Raw genomic sequence first — 24,665 nt, forward strand, 5'->3', positions numbered from 1 at the left:
AGACAGGGATGCGCGGTGAGGTCCCGTGCCGAAAGCCCCCTTTGCCGATGGCTTTGGCCACGACAACCAAGATCGCGAAAAGCGAACCCGCCTTTCCCGGCCTTGCTCCAAGAAAAAAAACATCCCTCCTCCCTGGTTTCCCGCAGGGCAGAAGAGATGCCTGATGTTAGGCGATCCGCTCCAAATCCGGATTGTACCGCTTCACGTATTCATAGATTTCGTCGTTTTGCAGACGTACCTGACCGAGTGCTCCCACCCGTCCCGCCAGATGCTGGGCAAGCTGCGCCGCGCCTTGGTCGATGCGTCGTTTCGCCGCTTCCGGCAAGGTCAGCACGTGCGGCACGAGCAATTGCAGGTACCACACCCCTTTCTCTTCCTCGGACACGTCGATTTCCAGCTCCATATCGTTGCTGTCGAAATCGTAGAGGTGGTTGAACAGCGCTTCCCTCGTTTCTTGTGTCAGGGAGGAAATATCGAGCTTCTCCACGCTCAAGTAATACTCTTCATTGAACAACACGATTTGGTCATCGATTTGCTGATACTTTTTTGCGAGCGGATTCATTGTCTTGGTCCCCTTCCAGCTATCGCCATCCTCTATCCTATAGCATACTATCTTGGCGAATCGTTACGCAATTCATTCGACAGAAAATGTTGAATTAACAAAAAATAAATCCATTTGTTCGCCACAGGCCGGATGAGAACAAACAGGAGCTTGCCCTTTTGTGCAAGCTCCTGCGATTCTCTCGTTTTTTTTGCTACAGCAATGTCGTCCCTTCCACTAACGCTTGCGCGTCCTCGCGGGTAATCAGCACCGCCCGCGCCTTGCCTCCGCTCTGTCCGGCGACATAGCCGTCTGCCTCCATCATTTCGATCAGGCGCGCGGCGCGGTTGTAGCCGACCCGGAAGCGGCGCTGCAACCCGGATGCGGAAGCCTGACCTTGTTCGGCCACAAACAGGAGCGCCTCCATGTACAGCGGATCGTCGCCCACATCGTAGGATTGGACCTGCTGCTCCAGGTCTTCCTTGCTGAACAGATACGCCGGCTTGCGCTGCTTCTTGATCGTCTGCGTGATTCTCTCGATCTCGTCGTCGGACACAAAGTTCCCCTGCAAGCGCACAGGCGTCGTGCCGCTCTCCAAAAACAGCATGTCCCCTCTGCCCAGCAACCGCTCTGCCCCGGACTGGTCGAGAATCGTGCGCGAGTCGACCTGGGAGAAGACGGCAAAGGCCAGACGCGTCGGCACGTTTGCCTTGATATTGCCCGTGATGACGTCCACGGACGGGCGCTGGGTCGCGAGCAACAAGTGAATGCCGCAGGCGCGTGCCTTTTGCGCGATGCGGATGATGCAGTCCTCCACGTCCTGCGGAGAGACCATCATCAGGTCTGCCAACTCGTCGATGACGATGACGATATACGGCAGTTGGTCGTCTGTCGTCTGGTTGTAGCGGTCGATATCCCGTACCCCCGCGTCGACGAACAGAGCGTAGCGCTTCTCCATTTCCTCGACGGCCCACTTCAGCGCCGCTGTCGCCTGCTTGGCCTCCGTCACCACCGGCGTCACGAGATGCGGCAAATGATTGTATGGCGCCAGCTCGACCATTTTCGGGTCGATCAACAGCAGGCGGACTTGCTCCGGCGTCGCCTTGTACAGCAGGCTGACGATAATCGAGTTGATGCAGACGCTTTTCCCCGATCCGGTCGAGCCTGCGATCAGGCCGTGCGGCATTTTTTTGATATCGGCGATAATCGGTTCGCCGCCGATGTCCATGCCAAGCGCCACAGCCAATGGCGACGGATGCTGCTGGAATTTTTCCGAGCCGATGATTTTCTCGATCAGCACGGGCCTGCTCGTCAAGTTCGGCACCTCAATCCCGATCGCGTTGCGGCCTGGAATCGGGGCCTCGATGCGAATGTCCTTGGCCGCCAAATTCAGCTTGATATCGTCGATCAGCCCGGTAATCTTGTTCACCTTCACCCCTGGGGCCGGCTGCAACTCGAAGCGCGTGACAGACGGTCCTTTGACGATGCCGACGACGCTCGCGCTGACGTTGAAGTTAGATAACGTCTCTTCCAAAAGCAGTTTTTGCAACTGCGTATGTTCATCGTCGTCGTCGCTTACCGGCGGACTGGGATTGAGCAGCGCGAGCGTCGGCAGGCAATACGGCGGCTCCTGGATGTCCGCTTCGGGAGCTGGCTCTGGCCGAGGAGGGGCGAGAATGCTCGGCGTGCTTGCGGCCTCTGGCATGGCGCGCGCCAGCAGACGATGAACGTCGTCTGGGGAGGCGGGCACCTGTTCCTGTTCCTTTTCCGCCTCAGGGGAAACGGACACATCGCCACTGTTGCTCGGGCCGTCGAGCGGACGGATTGTGCCGTTGCCGGAAGGAGCGGCTGGCTGGACGGCCTCGCCGTCCTGAACGCGCTCGCAGGCAGCCGTTATGCCTGCTTCGATCTCCGTGCGGACCATTTCGCCAAGCGCTGCGACCAGCATTGGCTCTTTCTCTGGTTGGCCTGGCTGATTCGGCTGCTCCACTGGCTGGGCGTGCTGCTCCATTGCCGCCGTCTCTGGCCGTGCTTCCGGCAAGGACTCGGCTGCTGCGAAGGGAAGACGCGCCTCGACGGCCTTTGCTTCGTGCAAATCGGTGCCGGTTTCGCCAGATGCTCGCTCGTTTTCTGCTAGATCTGTTGTGTCTGTCAGGTCTGCTGGTTCCACTGCTTCCTGCTCCGGGCCGACCGCTTCTTCCCGACGCGGCTCCTCCGCGGCTTCAACAGCAGTCGCTGCCCGTCCTTCGTCTGCTTCGGCTGTCGCGCTCATGCCTTGAACAGAAGACGCTGGCTCCTCGCCGCGAACTGGCACGGCTTCATCCGGTTGCGCTTCGTCCGGTTGTGCTTCCTCTGCCTCCTGCCGCAGCCGGACGCGCTCCTGCTCGGCGTCCCCCGGCTCTACGCGCTCCGTCGCAGGCTCGTCCAACGCTTCCTGCGCTGCTTCCGCCGTTGTCATAGCCGTTGCCTCCGCCGTTGTCGCAGCAGCCGTCTGCGCTTCGGCTTCTGCCAGCACGTTCGCTTGCTGCCCAAACGCCCGGATCGGGCGATCCAACCGCTCGTGGTCTTTCCCCGCTTTTTCATCCGTAGACAGGGCCGCTTTGCCGCTGGCCTCATCTTGTGCCGCCGCTTTGTCCTCGGGGAAATACCCTTCGCTGATTTCCTGCTCCCACTGCTTGATCTGCTGCAAATGCTCTTCCTGCTCCAGCCGCGGATACACCACTCCCCCTGTCGTGTGGATACGGTGTTCCGCTTCGCGCGTCGCCGGGGTGATTTTGCCGTAAACGGGCGAGACGATCTCTGACGGGCGGTACGCCTGTTTTTCCTCCGGTGTCAGCGGCTTGCGGGGCACGCTTTCCGCCTGTCTGGCTGGCTGCCGTCGATAGTCCCGCTTGAACTCGACCGAAGCAGTCGGCATTCTGTCCAAGAATGGCTCCGCTTGTTTTTCCGGCACGCGTTCCTCGCGCGGACGAAGCGTCTCCCGCGCACCCGCTGCCCGCTCACGCCCCTCCGCTTCCTCTCTTGCCTGCTGATTCCTTCTTTCTTTTCGCTTGTTTTCCAAATAGTCGTCCGGCACGACAGGGAAGCGAAACTGGCGCTCCCGGCGCGGACGCACATCGTCTATATGGCGAGAATTTACCCGCTCTCTCGGGTAAATGCTTTTTGTCTTCACCTGGGGCTGACGGGGTGCGGGGCCTGCAGGCGGACTCGTCACGGGACGCCCTTCCATTACCTCTTCCTGCTCCGCTTCGCCCTGAAAAAATTTCAACAGATTTTGAAGCCACAACCACATGCTGCAACGTCCTTTCTTTGCTCACCATCTATTCCCTCTCATCTTACCACGAAACGCGCAGCGATTTAGGCCGATTGTGATTTTTTTCCGTATTTGCGAAACCTTTTGTTCTCTTGCGACGTAATAACTATTAGATCATGGAACAAAAACAAATACATAGGGGAGGAACACAGCATGTGGAAAAAAGGAAGCGCCCTGCTGCTTGCAGGGATGCTGGTACTCACTGGATGTGCCGGTGAAGCTTCACTGGTGCGCGATTCTATTGTGGCATCCATTGATAAACCAAACTACGATTTCCAAGGAACCTTGAAGCTGACGGGCGACGTAGACAAATTGCCGGAAGCTTTCGGCGAAACCGCACCGGACAAACAGGGACAAGCCATTTTGTCTGCCCTGAAGGCGGGCGTGACCGTAACAGGCTCCCAGCTCGATCTGAAAAATGCGAAAGTTCAGCTGGAAGTGAACGATGACAAGGTACTGCGTGACAACAAGCTCTGGGCAGGCGACAAAAAAGCGTCTGTCGAGCTGATCGTCAGCGATGACAACGTACTCGTCAAATCCCCGCTCGACAGCAAGTACTTGCTGATCGATGCGAACGCTCCCGGCGGTTTCGCTGGCGCAACCGGGGACGATCAGGTGAATCCTGCCAAGCTGAAGGAATACCAGGACAAAATGAACCAGCTGACGCTGGACTTCATCAAAAAATACGTGGGCAAGTACGGCTACAAGCTGGCTGACGCGAAAAATCTCGGCATCGAAACCGTCACGCTGCCAAACGGCGAAAAAGTAGAAGCGACTCACGTAACCGTGAAGATCGACACCAAAGAACTGGTGAAAATGTTCTTCTTCACCGCCAACGACGCGGTAGCGAGCCAGGACGTCAAAGCGTTCGCGATCGACATGCTGGTTCTGACCAACTCCCTGACCGAAGAAATGTATCCGGAAACGGGCAAAACGACCGAGGCAGAAAAACGCGCCAACGCCGAAGCAACGATCACCGAAGGCTTGAAAGAAGCAAAAGCTTGGCTGGACGAAACAGGCAAAGTGTACACGCCTGAAAAAATCGTAGAAGAACTGAAAAAAGAAGGCTTCCACAACCTCGCCTGGAACCTCGACTTCTACGTAGACAAAGACAAAATGCCTGTCCACCAAAAGAGCGACCTGAGCGTAACCTTCCAGGCGCCCGAGATGAAACAACCGTTGACAATCGGTCTGTTCGCCGATCAATACGCGTACAACTTCGGAAAAGCGACCAAGTACGACGTTCCGGCCAAAGACGCGAGCCTGACCCCAGAAGACCTGTACAAGGACGAAAAAGCGATCAACCATTTCAGCGACAAAGGTTTCATGCGCCCCTTCGCACAAAGCCTGCTGGACAATCTGAAATGGCAAAAAGAATGGGAAGCCGAGCGGGCTGAGGAAGCAAAAGCAGCGACTCCTTAACTCCCGGCTACAGAAAAAAGCACGGCGCCTTTACGCGTCGTGCTTTTTCTCATAGGTGAGGATTCCCGCCTGTTCCAGATAGGCCAGAACGGCAGCAACCGAATCCTCGATTGTCTGTCGGCTGCTCTCGATCACAAGCTCCGGCTGTATCGGTTCCTCGTACGGGGCGGATATTCCGGTAAACTGCCCGATTTCCCCGCGCCGCGCTTTTTCGTACAACCCCTTCACATCCCGGCGCTCGCACTCCTCCAGCGGGCATTTCACATACACCTCGATAAACTCCCCCGCCTCGACCAGACTGCGCGCCAGCTCGCGATCCGAGCGGTAGGGCGAAATGAATGCCGTCAGCACAATCACCCCTGCATCCACGAACAATTTGGCAACCTCGCCGATGCGGCGGATGTTTTCTTTGCGGTCTTCTTCGCCGAAGCCAAGCCCTTTGTTCAAGCCGTGGCGGATGTTGTCCCCATCCAGCACGTAGCTGGCCAAGCCCCGCCGGTTCAGTTCCTGCTCGACTGCATTGGCCAATGTCGATTTTCCGGCACCGGACAGTCCCGTGAACCATAGGACGCAGCTTCGATGTCCCGCTCGCCGCTGCCGATCTTCCTTGGTCACCGTCGTCGGGTGCCAAACGATGTGGGCAGCTCCTTCCTTTGCCATGCGCGTCCCCCCTTCTTTTTCCCGAAAATTCGCTGCTTCTCGGCTACACCGAGAGGGGCCGCAGTCCTTCGATCAGCACACGCGCCACTTCCGGACGGCTGAATTCAGGAGGCGGCGCTTCTCCGCGCGCCAGCATTTCCCGCACCTTCGTTCCCGACAGCGCGACATGATGCTCGGCTCCGTGCGGGCACGTTTTCGCCGATGCCATATTGCCGCAAACCGAGCAATAAAAGCTGTTCTCGAAAAACAGCGGCGTAATCCCAAGCTCCTCGGGCTGGAACTGGCGGAAAATGTGTTGGGCGTCGTATGTGCCGTAATAGTTGCCGACGCCCGCGTGATCTCTGCCAACAATAAAGTGGGTGCAGCCGTAGTTTTTGCGCACCAAGGCGTGGAAAATGGCTTCGCGCGGCCCGGCATAGCGCATGGCGGCAGGGAAGACAGCGAGCTTAACCCGATCGGCCGGATAGTATTTTTCCAATAGCACCTGATAGCTGTTCATCCGTACATCGGCCGGGATGTCATCTGCCTTCGTCTCGCCCACCAGCGGATTCAAAAACAGGCCATCGACGATCTCCAGCGCCGCTTTCTGGATGTATTCATGCGCCCGATGCACGGGATTACGCGTTTGGAAGCCGACGATTGTCTTCCAGCCTTTTTCCGCAAACGCAGCTCTCGTCTCCGCAGGGTCGAAATGGTAGGCGGCAAACGGGCCTTTGTCCGGGCGCTTCACCAGCGTAATCGGCCCGCCGAGGTAAACATCGGGACGTTCCAGCAGCTTTTTCACGCCCGGATGATTTTCGTCCTCCGTGCCGTACACGAGCCGGGCTTCCTGTCGTTTGTCCGGGGAGTAACGATCAGCAATTTCCAGAAGACCGTACACCTCTCCCTGATAGACCAGACGCACGATGTCTCCTACCTGAAGAGCACCTGCCACGGTCTCCGGAACAGGGAGCGTGATCGGGAGACTCCAGACGGTGCCGTCCGCCAGTCTCATCCGCTCCACTACGGACGCGTAATCGCGGCGATCCAAAAATCCGGTAATCGGACTGTATCCTCCAATGGCGATCAACTCCAGGTCCGACAGCGCAAAAGCGTCCAGCTCGACCTCGCCCGTCGCGCGGGACAGGTCGGCAGTCGGATCAAAACGATTGACCAGTACGTTTCCATGCGGGATGCTCCCACTCACATTCAAGCCCTCCTCATCCATATCCGTTGTTCTCTTCTTCCGCGCTTACTTGGCGAGATGCAGCCCGCACTCGGTCTTGCCCAGATGCGCCCAGCGGCCCGCCCGCTCATCTTCGCCCGCCTGGACCGGACGGGTGCACGGCGCACAGCCGATGCTCGGATAGCTTTGATCGTGCAAGGCGTTGTACGGCAATTCAAACATTCGGATGTACTGCCACACCTCTTCTGCCTTCCAGTGAATCAGCGGGCAAATTTTCAGCGACTGAAACTTCTCGTCGCGATTGACAAACTGGACGTTCGCCCTCGTCGCCGACTGTTCCCTGCGCAGCCCGGACATCCAGGCTACCGTCCCTTTCAGCACGCTTTCCATCGGCTGTACCTTGCGCAGATGGCAACACAGGTCGGGCTTGGTCGCCCACAGCTCGTCGCCGTATTCCGCTGCCTGCTCGGCGAGAGAAAGCGATGGCTCCTTGATCGTCAATTGCAAGTCGGGGTAGCGCGCACGCACTTTCTCGATCAATGCGTACGTCTCGGGAAAATGCAGATGGGTGTCCAGAAACGTGACGCGGGCGTCTTTTTTCACATCGCTTATCATGTCGAGCAGCACCATCGCTTCGGCCCCAAAGCTGCACGAATACACCAAATCGTCGGCAAACGTCTCGTAGGCCCACTTGATGACGTCCATGGTATCTCCCTTGGCGAGACTTTTGTTGATGGCAGCAAGCTGCTCGTCTGTTGCCGTATCGTAATGTAGCCGGCTCATATGCCCCCTCCTTGATCGTAGGTTGAACGGTTCTCCCTGCGCTGATCGGCAAGACGCGCTCGCCGCCTTCCTGTCGCCCATCTGTCGCGACAAGCAAGGAAGAAGCGCGCCACTATCGGATTCAGGTTGCGCTGGCGAGTTGCTCTCGCGGCCGGATTCCTCGGACAAAGCCTTCCAGATCTTCGGCGATAACGACGCGCCACCCCATTTGCCTCGCCACCTCGCGCGTCCTTTCGTCGGCGCAAAAAAGCGGCACATGTTCCCAGCCAGCTCCAGCAAAATCGGCCAGGGCAGGCAAGACTTCTCCCCCCTCGGCAGCAAACCAGTCAAAGGTTCGCTTTTTTATCCAGGGAGCGACCGGATGCGCCTCCTCCCATTCCAGGACGCCTCCCGTCGGCAGATGCAAAAGCTCTACTGCTGCCTGGGCAGGAACATTCACCGCTGGGGCGCATACGTACAAAATCCGCTCCCCGTTTCGCCCCAGCTCTCTATGCAAAGCGGCAGAAGAGGTGGCATGATCGAACACGCGCTCCGGGTACAGCCCTCTGCTCTCCAGGTACAAAGCTGCCTGCTTCCCGCGCACAGCGAGCTTGCACGTCAGTCTCCGCAAATCAAACCGCCGTCTGCCCAGTTCGGCGAGAAAAGCCGCCGCCTGCTGCTCATCGTCGAGCACGACCCAGCCATACGCCGCAAAATCTTCCGGAAAGGCAGAAGCCTCCCTCGCCAGCAAGGGACGCTCCACGAGCGGAAGCGTAACGACTTCTGCGCCCAGCAGTTCCAGCTTGCTCGCCAGTGCGTCGCTTGCGCCTGCTGCGGGCTTTGCAGCAACTGCCACCCGCTGTCCAAACAGCGGCCGCGATTCGAACCAGTTCAGCTCTCCGCGAAGCCGAACCACTTCGCCCACGATGATGATGGCAGGGGCGGAAAAGCCCGCTTGCACGACATCGCGATCAATCGTACCAAGCGACCCGACCAATGTCTGCTGCTCTCCCACGGTGCCCCATCTGACGAGTGCGACCGGGGTATCCTCGCTTTTTCCGCAGGCTAAAAGCTGCGCCTTGATGTGCGGCAAATTTTTCACGCCCATGTAAATGACAAGCGTCTCCATTCGGGCCAGCGCTGCCCAATCCGGCTCTTTGCCGGCGTTTTTGTCGCACAGATGCCCGGTGACAAAGGCAACGGAGGAGTTGTAGTCGCGGTGCGTCAGCGGTATTCCCGCATACAGCGGCGCCGCCATGCCCGACGTAATCCCCGGCACGATTTCGTACGGCACGCCATGCTCCGCGCACAGCTGTGCTTCCTCGCCTACCCGCCCGAACATGCTCGGGTCCCCGCCTTTTAAGCGAACCACGATTTTTCCTCGCCGGGCTTCTTGGATCAACAGGAGGTTGATCTCTTCCTGTGGCAGTGTATGGCGATCCCTTTCCTTGCCGCAGTAAATCAGCCGGGCGCCCCTTTTGACATGGGCGAGCAGCAGCGGGCTAGCCAGACGGTCGTACACGACGACATCGGCCTGCTGGAGCGCCTCCCTCCCGCGAATGGTAATCAGCTTCGGATCCCCAGGGCCAGCCCCTACAAACAAGACTCTGCCAGCGTTCATCGTCGATTCATCCTCCTTGCTGCCTTCCCTCAGGCGAAAAGCTGTCTCGTCTCACTGGCTGAAATGGGAGGTTTCCACTACGTAGCCGACTCCCTGCCGCCCGAGCGGCTTTTTTTCCACCAGGCTCAGCTCCTTGATTTTCGGCGGGGCGATGGTGTGCCGCAGCAGATTGTTTTCCGCGGACGAAAAGGCGCGTTCATCTGTTTTGGCAATCACGACCACGGTCAAGAGCCGCCCTTCTTCGAGTACGGCCTCCAGTTTGTACAAGTAGCTCTCGGTTTGTTCCTCTGCCATGGGAGTCCCTCCTTTCCTTGGATCGGGTGTGATCCGATATTGTCCGGCTTTTGGCTTCTTTACGCCGTTTGCAAAATGCTGTCGACCTGTTCCTGAATGCGTGCCAGTCCGACCCGTTCAACGTATCGCCAGTACTCCTCTCCCTCCAGCCGCTCTTCCTTGTAAAACGTAATCAGCTGCGCCAAAAAAGCTCCCAGCCTGTCGACGGTCACTCGCGCGTTCAGCTTGCGGTTGAATTGCGGTTCTTCGAGCGTCCCGCCCACGTGGATGTCAAATGCCTCGACCATTCCGGCCGGGGTCTTGACTTTTGCCCCTTGCAGGCCAATGTCGGCAATCTGCCGCTGTCCGCACGAGTTCGGGCAGCCGATCATGTGAATGCGCAGCGGCGTATCCAGTTCAACCGTATCGTCCAAATATTGGGCCAGCGAACGCATCCGTTCTTTGGTCTCCACGAGCGCCAGGTTGCAATACTCTATCCCCGTGCAGGAAACGGCGTATCCGACAAAGGTATTCGGCTTGAGTTTGAAGCGGTTTACAATCAGCGGTTCCTGGCGGAAGGCCGCCACTTTCTCCTTGGCGATGTTGCGAATGAGGACGTTTTGCGTGTTGCAGGCGCCGATTGTGCCATCCCCGTACTCATCGGCCAGGCGAGCCAGCTCGATCAGCTCCGCAGCGTTCATCCGACCCACGGGAACGGACAGGCCCGCGTAGTAGTAGCCGGGCTGACGTTGCTCGTGCAGCCCGTAAAAATAGCCGCCATTCCAGCCCTTCGTCAAATCCTCTCCGCTCGTTTCCAGCTCGCCGACCAGCTTGACCAGCTCTTCCTTGAACTTCTCCGGTCCCCAGTCCGCCACGAGAAACTTCAGGCGGGCATGTGTCCGCTTCTGTCGGTAGCCGAAGTCGCGGAACAAGGTTGTGACGCCCGCCGCCACCTTGACGACCTCTTCCGGGCGGACGAACACGTCAAGCCGCTTTGCCAGGTACGGCTTCGCGGACAGGCCCCCGCCCACCCAGACGTGGAACCCGATCACGTCCTCGCCCGCGATGAGCTTTTTGGCCGGAGTAAAGGCGAGGTCGTTGATTTGCGCGTGGGCAGCGTTGTAGATGTTGGCGGAGATGGACATTTTGTACTTGCGCGGCAGGTTGGAAAAGTCGCGATTGAGCAGGAAAAACGTTTCCAGCTCGGCTACGATCGGGCGCGTATCCAGCACTTCGTGCGGATCGATTCCGGCGAGCGGATTGCCCATGATCTGCCGCGGACAGTCGCCGCATGCTTCGAACGAAGAAAGACCCACGGCAGCAAGCCGATCAAAAATATCTGCCAGCGTCTCCACCGTCAGCCAGTGAAACTGGACAGCCTGGCGCGTCGTCACGTCCACGAGGTCGCGGCCGTAGTCCTGGGCGATTTTTGCCAACACTCTCGCCTGCTCGCTTGTCATGATTCCGCCGGGGATGCGCACCCGCATCATGAAGTGGCCATCTTTGGGACGTTGCTGATAGACTCCCGCCCACTTGAAGCGATCCATATCAGAAGGTTCAATCGATTCGAAACCTTCTTTGGAGTAGGTGTTGATGATGGTCTCGATGACGTCCAGTCCGTCTTTTTCCAGCTTGGTCAGCTCCATTTTGTTCAGGGACGGATCATCTGCCCATTTCCACTGTTTTCTCTCTGCCATGCTCATACACGCTCCTTTTTGTGAAGAGGTCGGTTGCAAGTGCCGTGCGAATGGATTGGGCAATCCAGTCTGCGATCAGCGGGTGAGGCAAATAGGCGCTGCCGTTGTAGCGGTACGACAGCTCCGCCAGCCTTGCCGGAATCGCCTTGCGGGTGAAGTACCCCTGACTGACGAACAAAGGAAGCACGAGGACATCCCCTTTTTCCGCCAGCAAAAGCGCTTGTTCCCGCAACGTGTCCGGCCGCAGTGTCGCATACCCGGCTGCGGGAAAGGCGTAGCGGTTTTGCAGGCGAAAGGTCATGCGGCGCAGAAGCTTTTCCCACCGCCTCTGGCCTCCCGGCAGGTCGCTGCCGTGGCCGACGAGCAACAGCGCTTCCTTGCGTGGATCGCTCGACAGCTCCAGAATGCGCTGTCCAACGATTTGCTCCACCAGCGGATGATCTTCCAGCGGCGGACACCAGAGCAGCTTCGCGCGAACAGGAATGCGCTCCTGCTCCGTCTCCCAGGCGGGCCACGGCTCCAGCCCGAGCATCGCGCGGATTTCTGTCACATGGTTGCTCCCCGCCGAGGCAAACAGCGGAACGACGACAATCCGCTTCGCCCCGGATGCCTCCAGACGCTGCCATTCGTCACGGATGCTTCGCCCCTCTACTCCCCCCAAATACGCTACCCGAGTCGGCAGCTCGCTCTGGCACTGCCTGACTGCCGACTCGACGAGACGCAGCCAGTCGGGATCGGGTGAACCATGAGCGATTACCAAAGCCGCTGTTTTTGCCATCGGATAAACCCCTTATCCAAACCTAATTTGTAAATCATATATGTTTACTCGGAATTATAAAGGGGTTGTTTTTCTCCGTCAATAATCAATTCCTAATTTCTTGAAAATAATCCTGATGAAAAGATATTTTGCACATCTTTTCGTTTTGCTGGATAAGAAAACCTCGATCGAATCCTTCTCAAAGATGAGCAGCCCCGCCTGAGCGAAAAGGCCGTTCTTGCTGGATCGGTTTGTCTACGCAAAAAAGCTGCCGGCAGCACCGACAGCTTCTTGCTTCGTTCTTCTTTTTTTGGCTAGTAGTTAATAGCTGATGAGCGCAGCCATCAGCAAGCCTGCCGCAATGCTCAGCCTGGAGGCGAAAATGCCCACGGCTACGTTCCCTTTCGGGATTTCAGACACGACCTTGAACGGCGTCACCCACTCGAACAAGTAAAAAACGAGGACTTGAAACACCGTGCCGACCAGTCCCCAGACGACCAAATCCCACAGGTTGACGGAATGGTAGACAGCCGATGCGAGGACGATCGCCAGCCCGATCATTTTGCCGCCCAGATCGTGGGCAGCTGCCTTGGCCGCCGCCATTTTTTTCGTGTCGTCTGTCTGCGCCCCGTCTCGGATTAACGCGAATTCCTTATAGGGAGTCGTAAAAGCAAACACCAGAATCCCCACTGCCAATATCGGAATTGTCACAGCCAAATAGGCCAAAAAATTGAGTATGTAGCTCCATTGCGAAATCATGCCGCGCCCCTCTCCTTTTCGCTATCCTTTGATACCGACTGGCAAATAATACGACAGGTTGTTGGTAATCGGCCCTCCCACCCGGGCCACAATCGCAGAGGCTTCCCCGCCAATCCAGAAGGAACCCCACAGCAATCGTCCCGCGTAAGGTCCGGCCATGGTCTGTACCGTGATCTCAGGCAGCTCCACCCGCTGTTGATAGATCATCGGCTGCTCCCAGTACAACGCCTCCTGATCCTTCTCCACCAAGGTGCCGTCTGCCGCAAACAGGGCGACCCCGCCCCCTTCCCTGCCGAAAATAGGCTTGGTTACGTAGTCGGTCGTTCCGGCAAAATGGTTTTCGAAATAGGTCGGAAGCATGTAAGCGCCGATTGTCGCATGCTCCTCTTCAGTAAAAAACTCGCCCGCCTCGTGCACATTCCAGATAAGCGCCTGGAGCGCCTTTGTCTGAATCAAAAACGCGGACGGCGGATTGATAATCGCCAGCTTTCTGTCCGCAATCAGCGATAAAACATGCTCGCCTGTCGGGTAGCCGTCTTCGTCTTGCTCGTCGGCGAGCTTTTCCAGCGCGTGCAAGCGGTACAGTACCTCGACGGGAAGCAGGCTGTCGCCGTCCTGCACGTACAGTCCGTCCTCCCAGACGCGCAGCTTTTCCAGCGGCGCAAACCGCGCGGCCATCCCCGATTTTTCCAGTAAATAAAGCGTGGTGCCCTTGTCTTCCTCGTGCCAATCCAGCGCGCTAAACCAGATGTGCTCTACCGGATAACCCATGTCCCTGTAGGCTTGCAATAGCGTGGCAAAAGCCTGGCGCAGCTGGCCGTCCATGCCGGCATTCGGGTTGGTCACCCCGAAGAAGCGGCAGGCATGTTCGTTGACGTAAAACGCTTCGACGATCCCTGTCGGCGTGTCGCTGTTGCACTCCAGCATCTTCAGCCCCGCCGGTGTCTCGGCAAAGTCGAAGCGCCCGATCGCCGTCGGCAGCTTGGGCAGGACTGCCGTTCTGACCGTTTGCAGCGCTTGCTGCGGGACGCCCAATTCGAGCAGGAGCGCGTCGTCTGCCTGTTGCAGCACGGGCGTTACTTTGGCAAAAATCCGGCCCAGCGCAGCCGTCGCCGTCGCCAGCTCCTCCCGAAACGAGGCCGGGATGAGGTGCAGATCGGCCAGCGCATACTCTTCCCCGTACATCCAGTCCCATGTAAAAATGCCTTCCTCACGCAAAGGGCCGTACAGCGCTTCTCTTCGCTCCCGTACCGTCACTGGCCTCACCCCGAACTGGACACGCCTGAGCTGCCGATTCCGCCCTTGTAGCTGCTCGGACTGATGCCGCTTGATACGCCTTGCGACTTGCTTTTCGACGAACCGCCTCCGTAGTAGGTGGACGACCCGCCGCGCGAGCTGCTTCCTCCGTCGTCGCAATAGCCGTCCTTGTCTCTGTCGTAGCAATCGCCTCCATCGTCTGACGAGCAGCCGCTGATGGCCACCGTTGCTGCCACAAACAAGCCGACGACCTTGGCCGATTTTGTCAGTGCCATCCTCTTCCCTCCTACCCTGCCGGCCGTGCGTAGTAAATGTACACCTGGCGATCCTCATCCACTTCCGCCGATGTTTTTTCCCACTCGCGTCCGTTCAGGTACAAATAGTCGCTTTGCATATGCAAAAGAGCATCGTCGTCGTCCTTGAACGAAAAGGTGTGCACAAGCGGGTACACTCGCGTATTCTCGCGATATTCCCGCAGCTCGATCTGAATGCTCCCCCAACGCACGGACGGCCTCTCCGCGTAGTCCACAGCCGTCTCCTCCGCCGAATGCCGGACGTAGATCACGTACGTCCCCGGCTCAATCGCGCAAGAGGTCTTCTCGTAGACGACATGCCCCTTCACCAGATAGTCGCAGGCAAAACGCAAGGACACCTCGTCCTTGTCGATCCGGTCATAAGAAAACAAAACCGGGTACCCGTTCGCCTCGTCCAGCAGCCGATATTCCAATCTGGCCACTTTTTCACCTCATTTCTCTGAAAATGCTGCTTCGCTTTCACGACCTGCCCCATTTCATACGCGCGACAACGCCATTCGTTTCCAAAAATTTTAAAAACCGAGAAAAAAAGAAAAAAGCTGGTGCAAGCCCCCGGCCAAGCCCCAGCTGTGGTGGTTCCTGTGAAAAAAGTCACGTTACCGCGAGGCTGAAAAAACCGACCTTGTGGAGTCGGCCATGACAGGCTCCGCAATCAGGCCGCGAATCGCCTCGTGCAAGTGTCCGTTTGTCGCCAAAAGCGAGGGCGCCTGCTCTTGGGCAAACGGCTCATGCTGATACGGTTTCCCTTGCCAGTCGGTGATGGTCGCTCCCGCTTCGCTTGCAATGACGATCCCCGCCGCCACATCCATGATGCCCGAGCGCTGCATGACGATGTAGTCCAGCCAGCCGTTGGCGAGCAGACACCAGTCGAGCGCCGGAGCGACGTTGCGCAGCAGGCGCTTCGTGTTCAGCACGAACGGCTCCGTAAAGGCCAGCTCCTCCGGCTTGGTCACGGTATTGCGCCCGCGGATATAGGTCCCGACGGCGCACGTCAGGTCTGTCCGGTTGTTGATCGCCATGCGTTTGCCGTTCAAAAATGCGCCCTGCCCTTTTTCCGCCCAGAACATTTGCCCCGCCACCGGGTTGTAGACGACGCCGAGAACAAGCTCGCACTTGTGCTGCAAGGCAATGGAGATACTGAAGTACGGATGGCCGATAAAGTAGTTGTTCGTTCCGTCCAGCGGGTCGACAATCCACACATACTCCTGGTCGCGGCTGACCAGGCCCACCTCTTCGGAAAAAATCGTATGCGTCGGGAAATGACGGTGCAGCACCTCGATGATGCGCTGCTCGCTGCCTTTGTCCTCCGGCAGCTTCACGTCGTTCGGCAATTCCTCGTCCGGCGTGAGCTGTTCGAGAAAGCGCTCCTTCAAAAATTCACCTGCTACCGTCGCCGCTTCCTTGGCCACTTCCAGCATCGGCCTTTCGCCCCTTCCTACAGTCTGTCATTGTTTTTCCCTTGCATTCCGCATCCCGACCTCTCTATGATAGAATGACACCCATCTCTCGACAGACGAAAGACGCAGCGCGGAGTCAGGCCCCAAAAGCTTGCCTTTTGCCATCGGCATCCGACGCTTTTAGGAGGGGAAAACATGAACAGCGATTTTATTCGCCTGAAAAATATGGAGGGTGAGCTCAAATTCACCCAAATGAACAATAGCTACGGCTTTTCAGTCACCACGAAGGAGCTGGTCTTTTTCAAGCCGCACCTGACCTACCACCTGTTTCTGCACGACATCGTCAGCATGGTGCCGCACAACCTTGACAGCTCCCCGGTGGCCTTTCGCCTGAACCGCGAGACCGTCCAGACCACATTTGGCTCCCACTATTACAAGATTGGCGTCAAATGGGCCCGGGTCGTCTCCCGCTCCGGCATCGTGGAGAGGGAAAACATGGAGTTCATCGTCCCTCTCTCCGCCAAAATGCTCGCTTACATTACACAATACAGCGGACTTGTTGTGATCCGGTAAAGCCCAGGTTAAAAAAAGATGGCGGTGTGCGCTTGTCGGCACACCTTTTTGGCTATTTTCTGGTCAGGACGATAAACGACCCGGTACCGTGGGCGACCCGCTTGTTCCGCTCGTCGTAGACCGTGCCCTCCATGACGACCAGCGTCTGCCCGCGGTGCAAAAACGTCGCTTCGGCGCGAAGCCTCTCTCCAACTCCCGGCCGCAGATAGTTGATCTTCAGCTCCGTGGTGACGGCGTACTGCTCCGGCGGCAGCGAACGGTTCACGAGCGAGCCCATGGCCGAGTCGATCAGCGTGGCGAGAATTCCCCCGTGCACCGCTCCCCCTGCATTGTGCATGAACACGGTCAGTGGCAGCTCGAAGCGATACGACTGCTTCGTTTCGTCGATGAACTCTCCCTTCAAGCCAAGAAAGCCCGATAAATAGGCGCTTTTGCGCTCGCGCTTCTGGCGGATGGCCTGCAGAGCCAGCTCCAGTATTTTCCGTTCCTCGTCCGTCCCTTCCGCCCACACCTTTTCCAGCTCTTCTCTCACTTTGTTCACTCCAACCAAAAAATAGACGCCATCTTTTATTGTAGCCCATCAAACTCGTTTCTGCCATGTCCCCAAAAGCGGGTCAGAGCCGCTCGCAGGCAACGTTCCGAGCGAATGTTCAGACTTTTTCGGTTGTTTCTGCGAATGAAAATTGATAAGATAATGCAAAACATCAGACAGATAATGTTTCCGTGGAGGAAGGGAGAGTTTCACATTGGCTAGACAGCGCAGTGACATGATTAAAAAAGGATTTGACCGCGCTCCGCACCGCAGCTTGTTGCGGGCGGCTGGAGTGAAGGACGAGGATTTCGACAAACCGTTTATCGCGATTTGCAACTCTTACATTGACATTATTCCGGGCCACGTGCACTTGCAGGAGTTTGGCAAGCTGGTCAAGGAAGCGGTTCGTGCAGCGGGCATGGTCCCGTTTGAATTCAATACCATCGGGGTGGACGACGGCATCGCCATGGGACACATCGGCATGCGCTACTCTCTCCCGAGCCGCGAGATTATCGCAGACAGCCTGGAAACGGTCGTAGCCGCCCACTGGTTCGACGGCATGATCTGCATCCCGAACTGTGACAAGATTACCCCTGGAATGATTATGGGCGCCCTGCGCGTCAACATCCCGACCGTATTCGTGACAGGCGGTCCGATGAAAGCAGGCAAGACAAGCGACGGCCGCTCCATCTCGCTCTCCTCCGTCTTCGAAGGCGTGGGGGCTTACCAGGCCGGTCTGATCGACAACAAGCAGTTGGAAGAGCTGGAGCAATACGGATGTCCGACCTGCGGCTCCTGTTCGGGTATGTTCACGGCCAACTCGATGAACTGTCTGCTCGAAGCGATCGGTCTGGCGCTGCCCGGCAACGGTACCATCCTCGCCGTTTCCCCGGAACGCCGCGAGCTGGTACAAGCCTCCGCCGAAAAGCTCAAGCACCTGATCGAGCAGGACATCAAGCCGCGCTACATCGTCACCCTGGAAGCCATCGACGACGCCTTCGCGCTCGACATGGCAATGGGCGGGTCTACCAACACCGTTCTGCACACGCTGGCGATCGCCCAGGAAGCGGGGATCGAGTACCCGATCGAGCGCATCAACGAAGTCGCGAAGCGCATCCCGCACATCTGCAAGCTCGCCCCTTCCTCCGACTACCACATCGAGGATTGCCATGAAGCGGGCGGCGTCTCCGCTGTGCTCAAGGAAATCGCGCGAAAAGAAGGCGCGATTCACCCGAACCGCATCACCGTCACAGGCAAGACGCTGGCAGAAAACATCGCCGACGCCGAAATCAAAAACGACCAGGTCATCCGTCGTCTGGAAAATCCGTACAGTGCCTCCGGCGGTCTGGCCGTCCTGTTCGGCAACCTGGCCGAGCAAGGCTCGATCATCAAAACCGGCGGTGTCGATCCTTCCATTACCAGACACGAAGGTCCGGCGATCTGCTTCGACTCGCAGGAGGAAGCGCTGGCGGGCATCGCCGCCGGCAAAATCCAACCCGGTCACGTCGTCATCATTCGCTACGAAGGACCAAAAGGCGGTCCTGGCATGCCGGAAATGCTGGCCCCTACCTCGCAAATCGTCGGAATGGGACTGGGCAAGGACGTTGCGCTCGTCACAGACGGACGCTTCTCCGGGGCCTCCCGAGGCATCAGTATCGGCCACGTCTCCCCGGAAGCAGCGGAAGGCGGCCCGATCGCTTTCGTCCAGGACGGTGACATCATCTCCATCGACCTCGAAGAGCGCACGATCCACCTGCACGTAGACGAGGCTGAACTGGCCCGCCGTCGCGAAGGCTGGCAGGAATTCCAGCCGAAAGTCAAAACAGGCTATCTGGCCCGTTACTCCAAGCTGGTGACCAATGCAAGCATGGGCGGCGTTCTGAAAATCTAGCCGTTTCTTTGAAAACACCCCCCTGCCTTGTCCGCATAGGCAGGGGGGTGTTAGGCACTAGCCGCCTGTGACGGCTCCCGAAAGCCGATCCGTTCGGAACCGCCCTCCTGACGGGCCTTCTTCGCTTCTGACAAGATTTGCTTGCTCCTGTCTCGCAACAAAGCTCGCCGTGAGACGTATGAATAAGTAGAGATGCGAGACACCGCTACAGGACGCGACGCGCTGACACAAAGCGCTTCTCCCAGGACGTGCCTCTAAAGGAAGTAAAGGTCACACCCGGTTTCCCGTAGGTATGTAGTAGCTTGTTGTTGCCGGCATAAATCGCCACATGGGTAATGCGCTTGGACGTGGTCGTTGTGCTCGCCTTGAAGAAGACCAGATCCCCTTTTTTCAGGTTGGCTTTGGACACACTGATGCCTTTTTTCGCCTGGTCGCGCGACGTTCGCGGCAGACTCTTGCCTACTGCCACGCGAAAAACGCGCTGCGTAAAAGAAGAGCAGTCAAAGACAGCTGTCGTCTTTGTGCTGGCGCCGAATTTATAAGGGGTGCCCAAATATTTTTTCCCAGTGGCAATGACCTTGTCCGCTTTGGCTTGCGTCCAAGCAGCATGCGCCACATTTTGTTCTCCCGGCATTGGCAGGGCAATCGCCGTCACGCTCACTATCAACCCCATTGCCATTCCGAAAAGGGTTTTTCGCAGTTTCATGTTGTTCATCCTCCCTTTCGACAGAACCCGCTTCTACGAAACCGCTTCAGTAGAAGCTTTCCTTATGCAAAGTTTGGCTGACCGCTCACTTGTCCTCTACTTTACCAAAGCTGCCGCCCGGTGAAATTACCAAAAACTTGCCAATAGCCTCTCAAGCAAATGGATACAATTACCGCTTGACGCGCTCAAGCCCGGTATCACGGGCATTCCTCAAATTTTCAGTTTATTTTTTTTGCCAAAATGTTCTTCTCGTGTTGACCAATTCTATCCAGCGTCCTATGCCGTTTTCCCGCATCACATGCGACTTATGGCCTAGTTCCCTTTACATAAACTTCCTTTCTATGGGCAATTTCCGGGGGCAAAAAATGGATTCTCTCTCCTCTTCCTTCTCTATGCTTGCAACCTGCAAGGAGTCAGCGTAAAGTAGATAAGAGTTCGTTTTGAAGGAGGCACATATGCGACTGCGTAACATTCCAGGTGCCGAAGCGGCCCTGCGAGAATATCCGACGTTTGTAGACAATCCCCTTTCCTATAGAGGATGCTGGAAGGAGCGCTTTGGAAATGACCATCCGATCCACGTAGAGATCGGATGTGGAAAGGGACGCTTCATTAACACATTGGCACAGCGTCACCCGGACATTAATTTCATTGCGGTCGAGCTGAAAGCGGAGGTCGTGCTGCGCGCCTTGCAGCGGACAGAGCACCGGGCCATTCCCAATCTGGCGTTTGTCCAGTTTGACGCTTCCAAGTTGACCGAGCTGTTTGCCGATCACGAGATTGCCCGCATCTATCTGAACTTCAGCGATCCGTGGCCAAAGACCCGCCACGCCAAGCGCCGTCTCACGCACACAAGCTTTTTGAAAAACTATCGTCAGGTGCTTGCGGAAGACGGAGACATTCACCTCAAGACCGACAACGAAAAGCTTTTTGAGTTTTCCCTGAACCAGTTCGCTGCCGAGCGCTTCCAGATGCGCAACATCACCTTTGACCTGCATCAGTCGAAGCTCGCGGAAGAGAATGTCATGACGGAGTACGAAGAGCGCTTTTCTTCCCGCGGCCAGCGCATTTATCGGGTAGAGGCAAGCTGTCATTTTAAATAGAAGAAACGCGGACGTTTTGGACGAACGCGCATGGCTCCAGGTGAACACGCTGCCGATATCGTGCGTGCTTGCGTGGAGCTTTTTGTCCTTCCTTCGCTGCCGGAACTCCTGCTCGCTACCGCAGCGTCTGCGCCAAGACCACGCCAAAAAAGCTGGACCGCTTGATCCAGCTTTTTTGCAGAGAAAAGGACGCGGCGAGCAACTCGGGTGTTACACATCCCGCTTTCCGAACGAGCGGACAGCCAGCCACAGCGTCGTCGTCCCGTACAGTAAAATGTAGAAAAGCATCGCGTCACTCGGTGGAGAAGTCGTGCCGAATATCCCCTGCGCCGCAAAGGACAGCGGGTCGTCCGCCGCATCGAACAGCCTGACTGTCGCTAGCCTGAACAGCGAATCCACCGGAAACAGCAGGCTGGATACAATGCCGATGTTGACCAGCGCCCCTTCCCCGATCAGAGACCCGATCTGCTCGATGACCCCGCCGATAAAACTGATCCCGTACAAAATGATGAGGACGATTCCGCCTGTCACCGTCGTCGTGACGCTGCTCAGCAAGAGAGCGACACAGACCAGAATGACGGGCATCAGGACAAAATAGCCGAGCGAAGACAAAATTTGCTGCGCCCCCACGTCTGCGGCTATTACGCCCCCGCCCACCCATTGATTGATCCCCAGAATGCCCAAAAACAACAGAAGGGCGTAGAGGCTGAGCATGCTCGCCAGTCCGCCGAATTTGCCCAGTACGTATTTGTGCCGCGGCAATGCCCGGGCGAGCCACGTGTCGATCTGATGGCTCTCCACTTCCGAAGCGATGCTGCCGACGCTGCTTAAAATCGCGAGCAGTGCGGTGATGAAGGAACCGAAGTACAGGCCCATGCCGAGCAGTTGGGTGGAGAAAAAGTGTTTTTCCAGCAGCACATCGCTCGCGCTGCCTCCCAACTCACGCCCCAGCTCCCGCGCGGCAAACCAGGTCGCGACGCCAAACAGCAGCAGGAAGGCAAGCGACATCAAAAGCGTAATCGTAAAAATCCGTTTGGAGAGCATTTCCCTATACGTGATTTTCATGATCGGCCACATGCGCTTCCCCCTCCTTCTTTTGCACCCAGTACAAAAATACGTCCTCCAGCGACTGCTGCTTGCGCACAACCTCGTGCACCGCCACTCCCCTGGCGATCAACGCCTGCAACAGCTCCGGCACCCGATGGTCCTCATCCAGCGTCAACAGCCACGTAGAACGCTCCGCCTCTTGTCTGTGCAGCCGCACCCCGGTGACGAAGGCAGGCAGCTCGTCGCTCGCGGCAAAACTCTCCGCCTCTACGGTCAGTTCGATCTGGGGAGCGACGCTTCTCAGCTTGCGCCATTCCCCATGCACGACCAGCTCGCTGCGATGGATGATGCCTACGTAGTTGCAGACGTTCTCCATCTCGCTGAGCAGATGGCTGTTGAGAAAAATGGTTTTTCCTTGCTCGCGCAGTCGAACAATCAGCTCGCGCACTTCTTTGCGCCCAATCGGATCAAGCGCAGAAGTCGGCTCGTCCAAAAAAATCAGCTCGGGATCGGACAACAAGGCGCAGGCAATTCCGATGCGCTGCTGCATGCCTTTCGAGTAGCCGCGAATCCGCTCGCGCTCGCGTCCAGCCATGCCCACCAGCTCCAAAACATCGCGGATGACCGTCCTGCTCTCTGTCCGGGACAGACCGCACAGCTCGGCATGGTGCTCCAGGAGCTGCTGGCCGGTCAGCCAATCCGGATAACGAAACAGCTCGGGCAAATAGCCTACTTTTTGCCGCGACGCTACGCTGCCGATCGGGTGGCCGAGCATGACCGCCCTGCCCTTTGTCGGGTGCAACAGCCCCAGCATCGTTCGGACAAAGGTGCTTTTTCCGGCGCCGTTTTGCCCGAGAAAGCCAAACACCGACCCGCGCGGCACTTGCAGCGTAATGTTTTTGCACCCTGCCTTGCCGTTGTACTGCTTGGATAGCTCCCAGGTCTCGATTACGTAATCCGTCATCGGTTTCCTCCTCTTTCTTGCAAGAAACGGGAGAAAGCAGAGCCTTTTTCATAGGAAAGCTCTGCTACTCTCCCCTCCATTCGACTTGCCTCTCTACTTCAACTGCTTCGCCAAAGCCAGCAGCGCTTCCCCGCTCTTTTCACTGCCTTCCAGCATGTGAATGGATCCGTCCTGCTGCCAGACAAGATGCGCAGCGTACTCGCCTGTGACGAGCATGCCGTCCGCGCCGTTTACCTTGACTTCCTTCATGTCGCTTTTACCGTCAGCCATGTACGGCACCGGAATGGTATGCTTCCAGTCCTTGATGTCGAGAATTTGCTTTTTCACCTGATCCGGGATGAACGGCAGCGCCAGCATTGTCTCGCGCAGCTGTGCCAAATCGACGCCTTCTGGCGCTTTCAGCTCTGGCGCATTCACCACGGAATAGGAGTAGCTGTCCTTGCCAGCCGTGATCCACAGCTTTTGCATCTTCGGAATCTCCAGCGAGATGCGCTGGCCGTTCAGCTTTTCATCGAACTTCGCCGCTACTTGCAGTTGGGCCAGCAGCTTGTTTGCCCGTTCGGTGTTGATTTCCAGGTGCACGCGATACGGGGAAGTCACCTCTACGCTGTCCACCGCCAGCTCCTCTGGCAGCTGTGGCAGCTTGATTCCCGCTTTTTCCGCCGCCTCTCTGCTGTTGTAGGTTTGGCTTCGATTTTCCAGCTTGCCTTCTTCCACGCCTTCAATCCAGATTTTCCCGATTCCTTGCAAATCCATCTCGCCGACATTCCCATTGGCAATCCAGCTTTCCACTTGCTGCAAATCCTCGGGTGTCACTTTGACGAATTCGACCTTGCTCATGCGAAAAATAGATAGAAAATCACTGGCGGCCGCCTGCACTTGCGGAAAGGAAAGGGACACCGCCACGACGGCTGCTGCGGAAGCTGCCGTCACCCATCGTTTTGTCGTTTTGTTCATCTGTTTCCAGCTCCTTTTCGCGCTGCGCTGCTCGTGGCTTTGCCACTCGCGCCCATCGCTCCTGTTCGTTTTCTCCATCGTTTGCAAGAAGCGCTGCCACGCTGCGGCGGTATCGACCTTCGCCTGGTCCGCCTGGGCGAAAACGTGCGCTTCGATTGCTTCCCGCGTCCAGACATCCAGAGCCATCAGCTCTTCCAGGCGAGCCTGACACTGCCCGCATTCCGCCAGATGAACGCGAAACCGTTCGCTTTGCTGCGCGTCGCACTCCCCGTCCAAAAACGTCTGAAGAAAGCCTGTGTCCGCACATTTCATCCTTCTTCCCCCCTGAACCGCTCATATAGCTTGCGAAACTTGCTCTTCGCTCGCGCCAGAATCGTCCCGACAGAGCTGGCCTGCATACCCGTCGCTTTGGCCAGCTCGGCATAGGGAAAGCCGGAGTATTTCATCACAAGCAAGGTGCGTTCCCGCTCATCCAGCTCTTCCAGCACTTTGCGGACATGACTGATCGTTTCCTGTTCCAGCCAGACTTCCTCGGACGAAGGCATGACGCCTGCCTGGTCGGCTGTCCCGCGCTCCTGTCTGTCCTGCCTGCGCTTTTCCGCACGCAAATGGTTGTAGGCCGCATAGAGAGCCGCTTTGGCCAGCCATGCCGGAATATGTTCGATGGCGGAGCGATCTGTACGGTACAAGGAGAGAAACACTTCCTGGGCGATATCCTCGGCTGTCTGCTGTTCACGCACAATCCGCATGATCTGTCGAACAACGAACGGGTAGTAGGCCGTAAACAGCTCCTGAAACGAGTCCGTTTCCGCCCTGGCTCGCATCTGATTCATCGCCAGCTTGGCCTGCATCTCCATCGATCCTCCTCCTTCCTGCAATGCCACTGTCCTGACGCTCCCTCTTGCGTTCTACATCTGATAGAAACCGCCGGAGCCTTTTTTGTGACAGCAGGAACCA

Annotated in this window: 24 protein-coding genes; 4 read left to right on the plus strand and 20 right to left on the minus strand. The window is 57.3% G+C overall.

Annotated features, from left to right (window positions below):
- Nucleotides 1–166 precede the first annotated feature (166 nt).
- The gene (locus ACTHO6_RS07235) at nucleotides 167–562 is read right to left on the minus strand and encodes a hypothetical protein (RefSeq protein ID WP_440240845.1); all 396 of its coding nucleotides are present in this window, start codon (nucleotides 560–562) and stop codon (nucleotides 167–169) included.
- Between the two features lie 193 nt (nucleotides 563–755).
- Entirely contained in the window at nucleotides 756–3,833 is a 3,078-nt protein-coding gene (locus ACTHO6_RS07240) for a DNA translocase FtsK (RefSeq protein WP_440240846.1), read from the minus strand.
- Between the two features lie 174 nt (nucleotides 3,834–4,007).
- Here ACTHO6_RS07240 and ACTHO6_RS07245 point away from each other — a divergent pair, with 174 nt between their 5' ends.
- Nucleotides 4,008–5,276, plus strand: a complete 1,269-nt coding sequence (locus ACTHO6_RS07245) for a hypothetical protein (protein WP_440240847.1) — start codon at nucleotides 4,008–4,010, stop codon at nucleotides 5,274–5,276.
- Nucleotides 5,277–5,306: 30 nt separating this feature from the next.
- Here ACTHO6_RS07245 and cysC read toward each other — a convergent pair whose 3' ends face one another.
- The 12 genes from cysC to ACTHO6_RS07305 all read right to left on the minus strand — a co-directional run bounded on the left by cysC (nucleotide 5,307) and on the right by ACTHO6_RS07305 (nucleotide 15,959).
- Nucleotides 5,307–5,936 (minus strand): adenylyl-sulfate kinase, encoded by a 630-nt coding sequence (cysC, locus tag ACTHO6_RS07250; protein WP_440240849.1) that lies wholly within the window; start codon nucleotides 5,934–5,936, stop codon nucleotides 5,307–5,309.
- Between the two features lie 43 nt (nucleotides 5,937–5,979).
- Nucleotides 5,980–7,122, minus strand: coding sequence for a sulfate adenylyltransferase (gene sat / locus ACTHO6_RS07255; RefSeq protein ID WP_440240850.1), 1,143 nt, complete (start codon nucleotides 7,120–7,122; stop codon nucleotides 5,980–5,982).
- 45 nt (nucleotides 7,123–7,167) lie between these two features.
- Entirely contained in the window at nucleotides 7,168–7,884 is a 717-nt protein-coding gene (locus ACTHO6_RS07260; protein ID WP_440240851.1) for a phosphoadenylyl-sulfate reductase, read from the minus strand.
- Nucleotides 7,885–8,005: 121 nt separating this feature from the next.
- Entirely contained in the window at nucleotides 8,006–9,484 is a 1,479-nt protein-coding gene (cobA, locus tag ACTHO6_RS07265) for a uroporphyrinogen-III C-methyltransferase (RefSeq protein WP_440240853.1), read from the minus strand.
- 51 nt (nucleotides 9,485–9,535) lie between these two features.
- Nucleotides 9,536–9,778 carry a DUF3906 family protein gene (locus tag ACTHO6_RS07270; protein ID WP_440240854.1) on the minus strand — a complete coding sequence of 81 codons (243 nt, stop codon included), beginning with the start codon at nucleotides 9,776–9,778 and terminating at the stop codon, nucleotides 9,536–9,538.
- 59 nt (nucleotides 9,779–9,837) lie between these two features.
- Entirely contained in the window at nucleotides 9,838–11,454 is a 1,617-nt protein-coding gene (locus ACTHO6_RS07275) for a nitrite/sulfite reductase (protein WP_440240855.1), read from the minus strand.
- On the minus strand, nucleotides 11,420–12,232 hold the full coding sequence (locus tag ACTHO6_RS07280) for a sirohydrochlorin chelatase (protein WP_440240856.1): 813 nt from the start codon (nucleotides 12,230–12,232) through the stop codon (nucleotides 11,420–11,422). Before ACTHO6_RS07280 ends, ACTHO6_RS07275 begins: the two co-directional genes overlap by 35 nt.
- 300 nt (nucleotides 12,233–12,532) lie before the next feature.
- Nucleotides 12,533–12,970, minus strand: coding sequence for a DUF350 domain-containing protein (locus tag ACTHO6_RS07285; RefSeq protein ID WP_440240857.1), 438 nt, complete (start codon nucleotides 12,968–12,970; stop codon nucleotides 12,533–12,535).
- Nucleotides 12,971–12,991: 21 nt separating this feature from the next.
- Nucleotides 12,992–14,227, minus strand: a complete 1,236-nt coding sequence (locus ACTHO6_RS07290) for a glutathionylspermidine synthase family protein (protein WP_440240858.1) — start codon at nucleotides 14,225–14,227, stop codon at nucleotides 12,992–12,994.
- Between the two features lie 5 nt (nucleotides 14,228–14,232).
- On the minus strand, nucleotides 14,233–14,502 hold the full coding sequence (locus ACTHO6_RS07295) for a hypothetical protein (protein WP_440240859.1): 270 nt from the start codon (nucleotides 14,500–14,502) through the stop codon (nucleotides 14,233–14,235).
- A gap of 11 nt (nucleotides 14,503–14,513) precedes the next feature.
- Complete coding sequence (locus ACTHO6_RS07300; RefSeq protein WP_440240860.1) at nucleotides 14,514–14,963, minus strand: hypothetical protein; 450 nt, start codon at nucleotides 14,961–14,963, stop codon at nucleotides 14,514–14,516.
- Nucleotides 14,964–15,137: 174 nt separating this feature from the next.
- Nucleotides 15,138–15,959: an inositol monophosphatase family protein gene (locus ACTHO6_RS07305; RefSeq protein WP_440240861.1), complete on the minus strand. Its 822-nt coding sequence runs from the start codon at nucleotides 15,957–15,959 to the stop codon at nucleotides 15,138–15,140.
- A gap of 174 nt (nucleotides 15,960–16,133) precedes the next feature.
- On the opposite strand from ACTHO6_RS07305, the gene ACTHO6_RS07310 reads away from it, so the two are divergent.
- Nucleotides 16,134–16,511, plus strand: coding sequence for a hypothetical protein (locus ACTHO6_RS07310; RefSeq protein ID WP_440240862.1), 378 nt, complete (start codon nucleotides 16,134–16,136; stop codon nucleotides 16,509–16,511).
- A 52-nt stretch (nucleotides 16,512–16,563) separates the two neighbouring features.
- On the opposite strand, the gene ACTHO6_RS07315 is transcribed toward ACTHO6_RS07310, so the two are convergent.
- Nucleotides 16,564–17,043 carry a PaaI family thioesterase gene (locus ACTHO6_RS07315; RefSeq protein ID WP_440240863.1) on the minus strand — a complete coding sequence of 160 codons (480 nt, stop codon included), beginning with the start codon at nucleotides 17,041–17,043 and terminating at the stop codon, nucleotides 16,564–16,566.
- Between the two features lie 214 nt (nucleotides 17,044–17,257).
- On the opposite strand from ACTHO6_RS07315, the gene ilvD reads away from it, so the two are divergent.
- Nucleotides 17,258–18,934, plus strand: coding sequence for a dihydroxy-acid dehydratase (gene ilvD / locus ACTHO6_RS07320; RefSeq protein WP_440240865.1), 1,677 nt, complete (start codon nucleotides 17,258–17,260; stop codon nucleotides 18,932–18,934).
- A 205-nt stretch (nucleotides 18,935–19,139) separates the two neighbouring features.
- Here the strand turns inward: ilvD and ACTHO6_RS07325 are convergent, their stop codons facing one another.
- Nucleotides 19,140–19,640 carry a C40 family peptidase gene (locus ACTHO6_RS07325; protein ID WP_440240866.1) on the minus strand — a complete coding sequence of 167 codons (501 nt, stop codon included), beginning with the start codon at nucleotides 19,638–19,640 and terminating at the stop codon, nucleotides 19,140–19,142.
- A 455-nt stretch (nucleotides 19,641–20,095) separates the two neighbouring features.
- Here ACTHO6_RS07325 and trmB point away from each other — a divergent pair, with 455 nt between their 5' ends.
- A complete protein-coding gene (gene trmB / locus ACTHO6_RS07330) occupies nucleotides 20,096–20,740 on the plus strand; it encodes a tRNA (guanosine(46)-N7)-methyltransferase TrmB (protein ID WP_440240868.1) in 645 nt (214 codons plus the stop codon).
- Between the two features lie 210 nt (nucleotides 20,741–20,950).
- On the opposite strand, the gene ACTHO6_RS07335 is transcribed toward trmB, so the two are convergent.
- The 4 genes from ACTHO6_RS07335 to ACTHO6_RS07350 all read right to left on the minus strand — a co-directional run bounded on the left by ACTHO6_RS07335 (nucleotide 20,951) and on the right by ACTHO6_RS07350 (nucleotide 24,565).
- The gene (locus ACTHO6_RS07335) at nucleotides 20,951–21,817 is read right to left on the minus strand and encodes an ABC transporter permease (RefSeq protein ID WP_440240869.1); all 867 of its coding nucleotides are present in this window, start codon (nucleotides 21,815–21,817) and stop codon (nucleotides 20,951–20,953) included.
- The gene (locus ACTHO6_RS07340; protein ID WP_440240870.1) at nucleotides 21,789–22,751 is read right to left on the minus strand and encodes an ABC transporter ATP-binding protein; all 963 of its coding nucleotides are present in this window, start codon (nucleotides 22,749–22,751) and stop codon (nucleotides 21,789–21,791) included. The genes ACTHO6_RS07335 and ACTHO6_RS07340 overlap by 29 nt, the downstream gene beginning before the upstream one ends.
- Nucleotides 22,752–22,844: 93 nt before the next feature.
- Nucleotides 22,845–24,020 carry a zf-HC2 domain-containing protein gene (locus tag ACTHO6_RS07345; RefSeq protein ID WP_440240872.1) on the minus strand — a complete coding sequence of 392 codons (1,176 nt, stop codon included), beginning with the start codon at nucleotides 24,018–24,020 and terminating at the stop codon, nucleotides 22,845–22,847.
- Nucleotides 24,017–24,565 (minus strand): RNA polymerase sigma factor SigX, encoded by a 549-nt coding sequence (locus tag ACTHO6_RS07350; protein WP_440240874.1) that lies wholly within the window; start codon nucleotides 24,563–24,565, stop codon nucleotides 24,017–24,019. Before ACTHO6_RS07350 ends, ACTHO6_RS07345 begins: the two co-directional genes overlap by 4 nt.
- Nucleotides 24,566–24,665: the final 100 nt, after the last annotated feature.

Source organism: Brevibacillus sp. SAFN-007a (assembly GCF_051967035.1).
In the GTDB taxonomy this organism is placed as follows: Bacteria; Bacillota; Bacilli; order Brevibacillales; family Brevibacillaceae; genus Brevibacillus.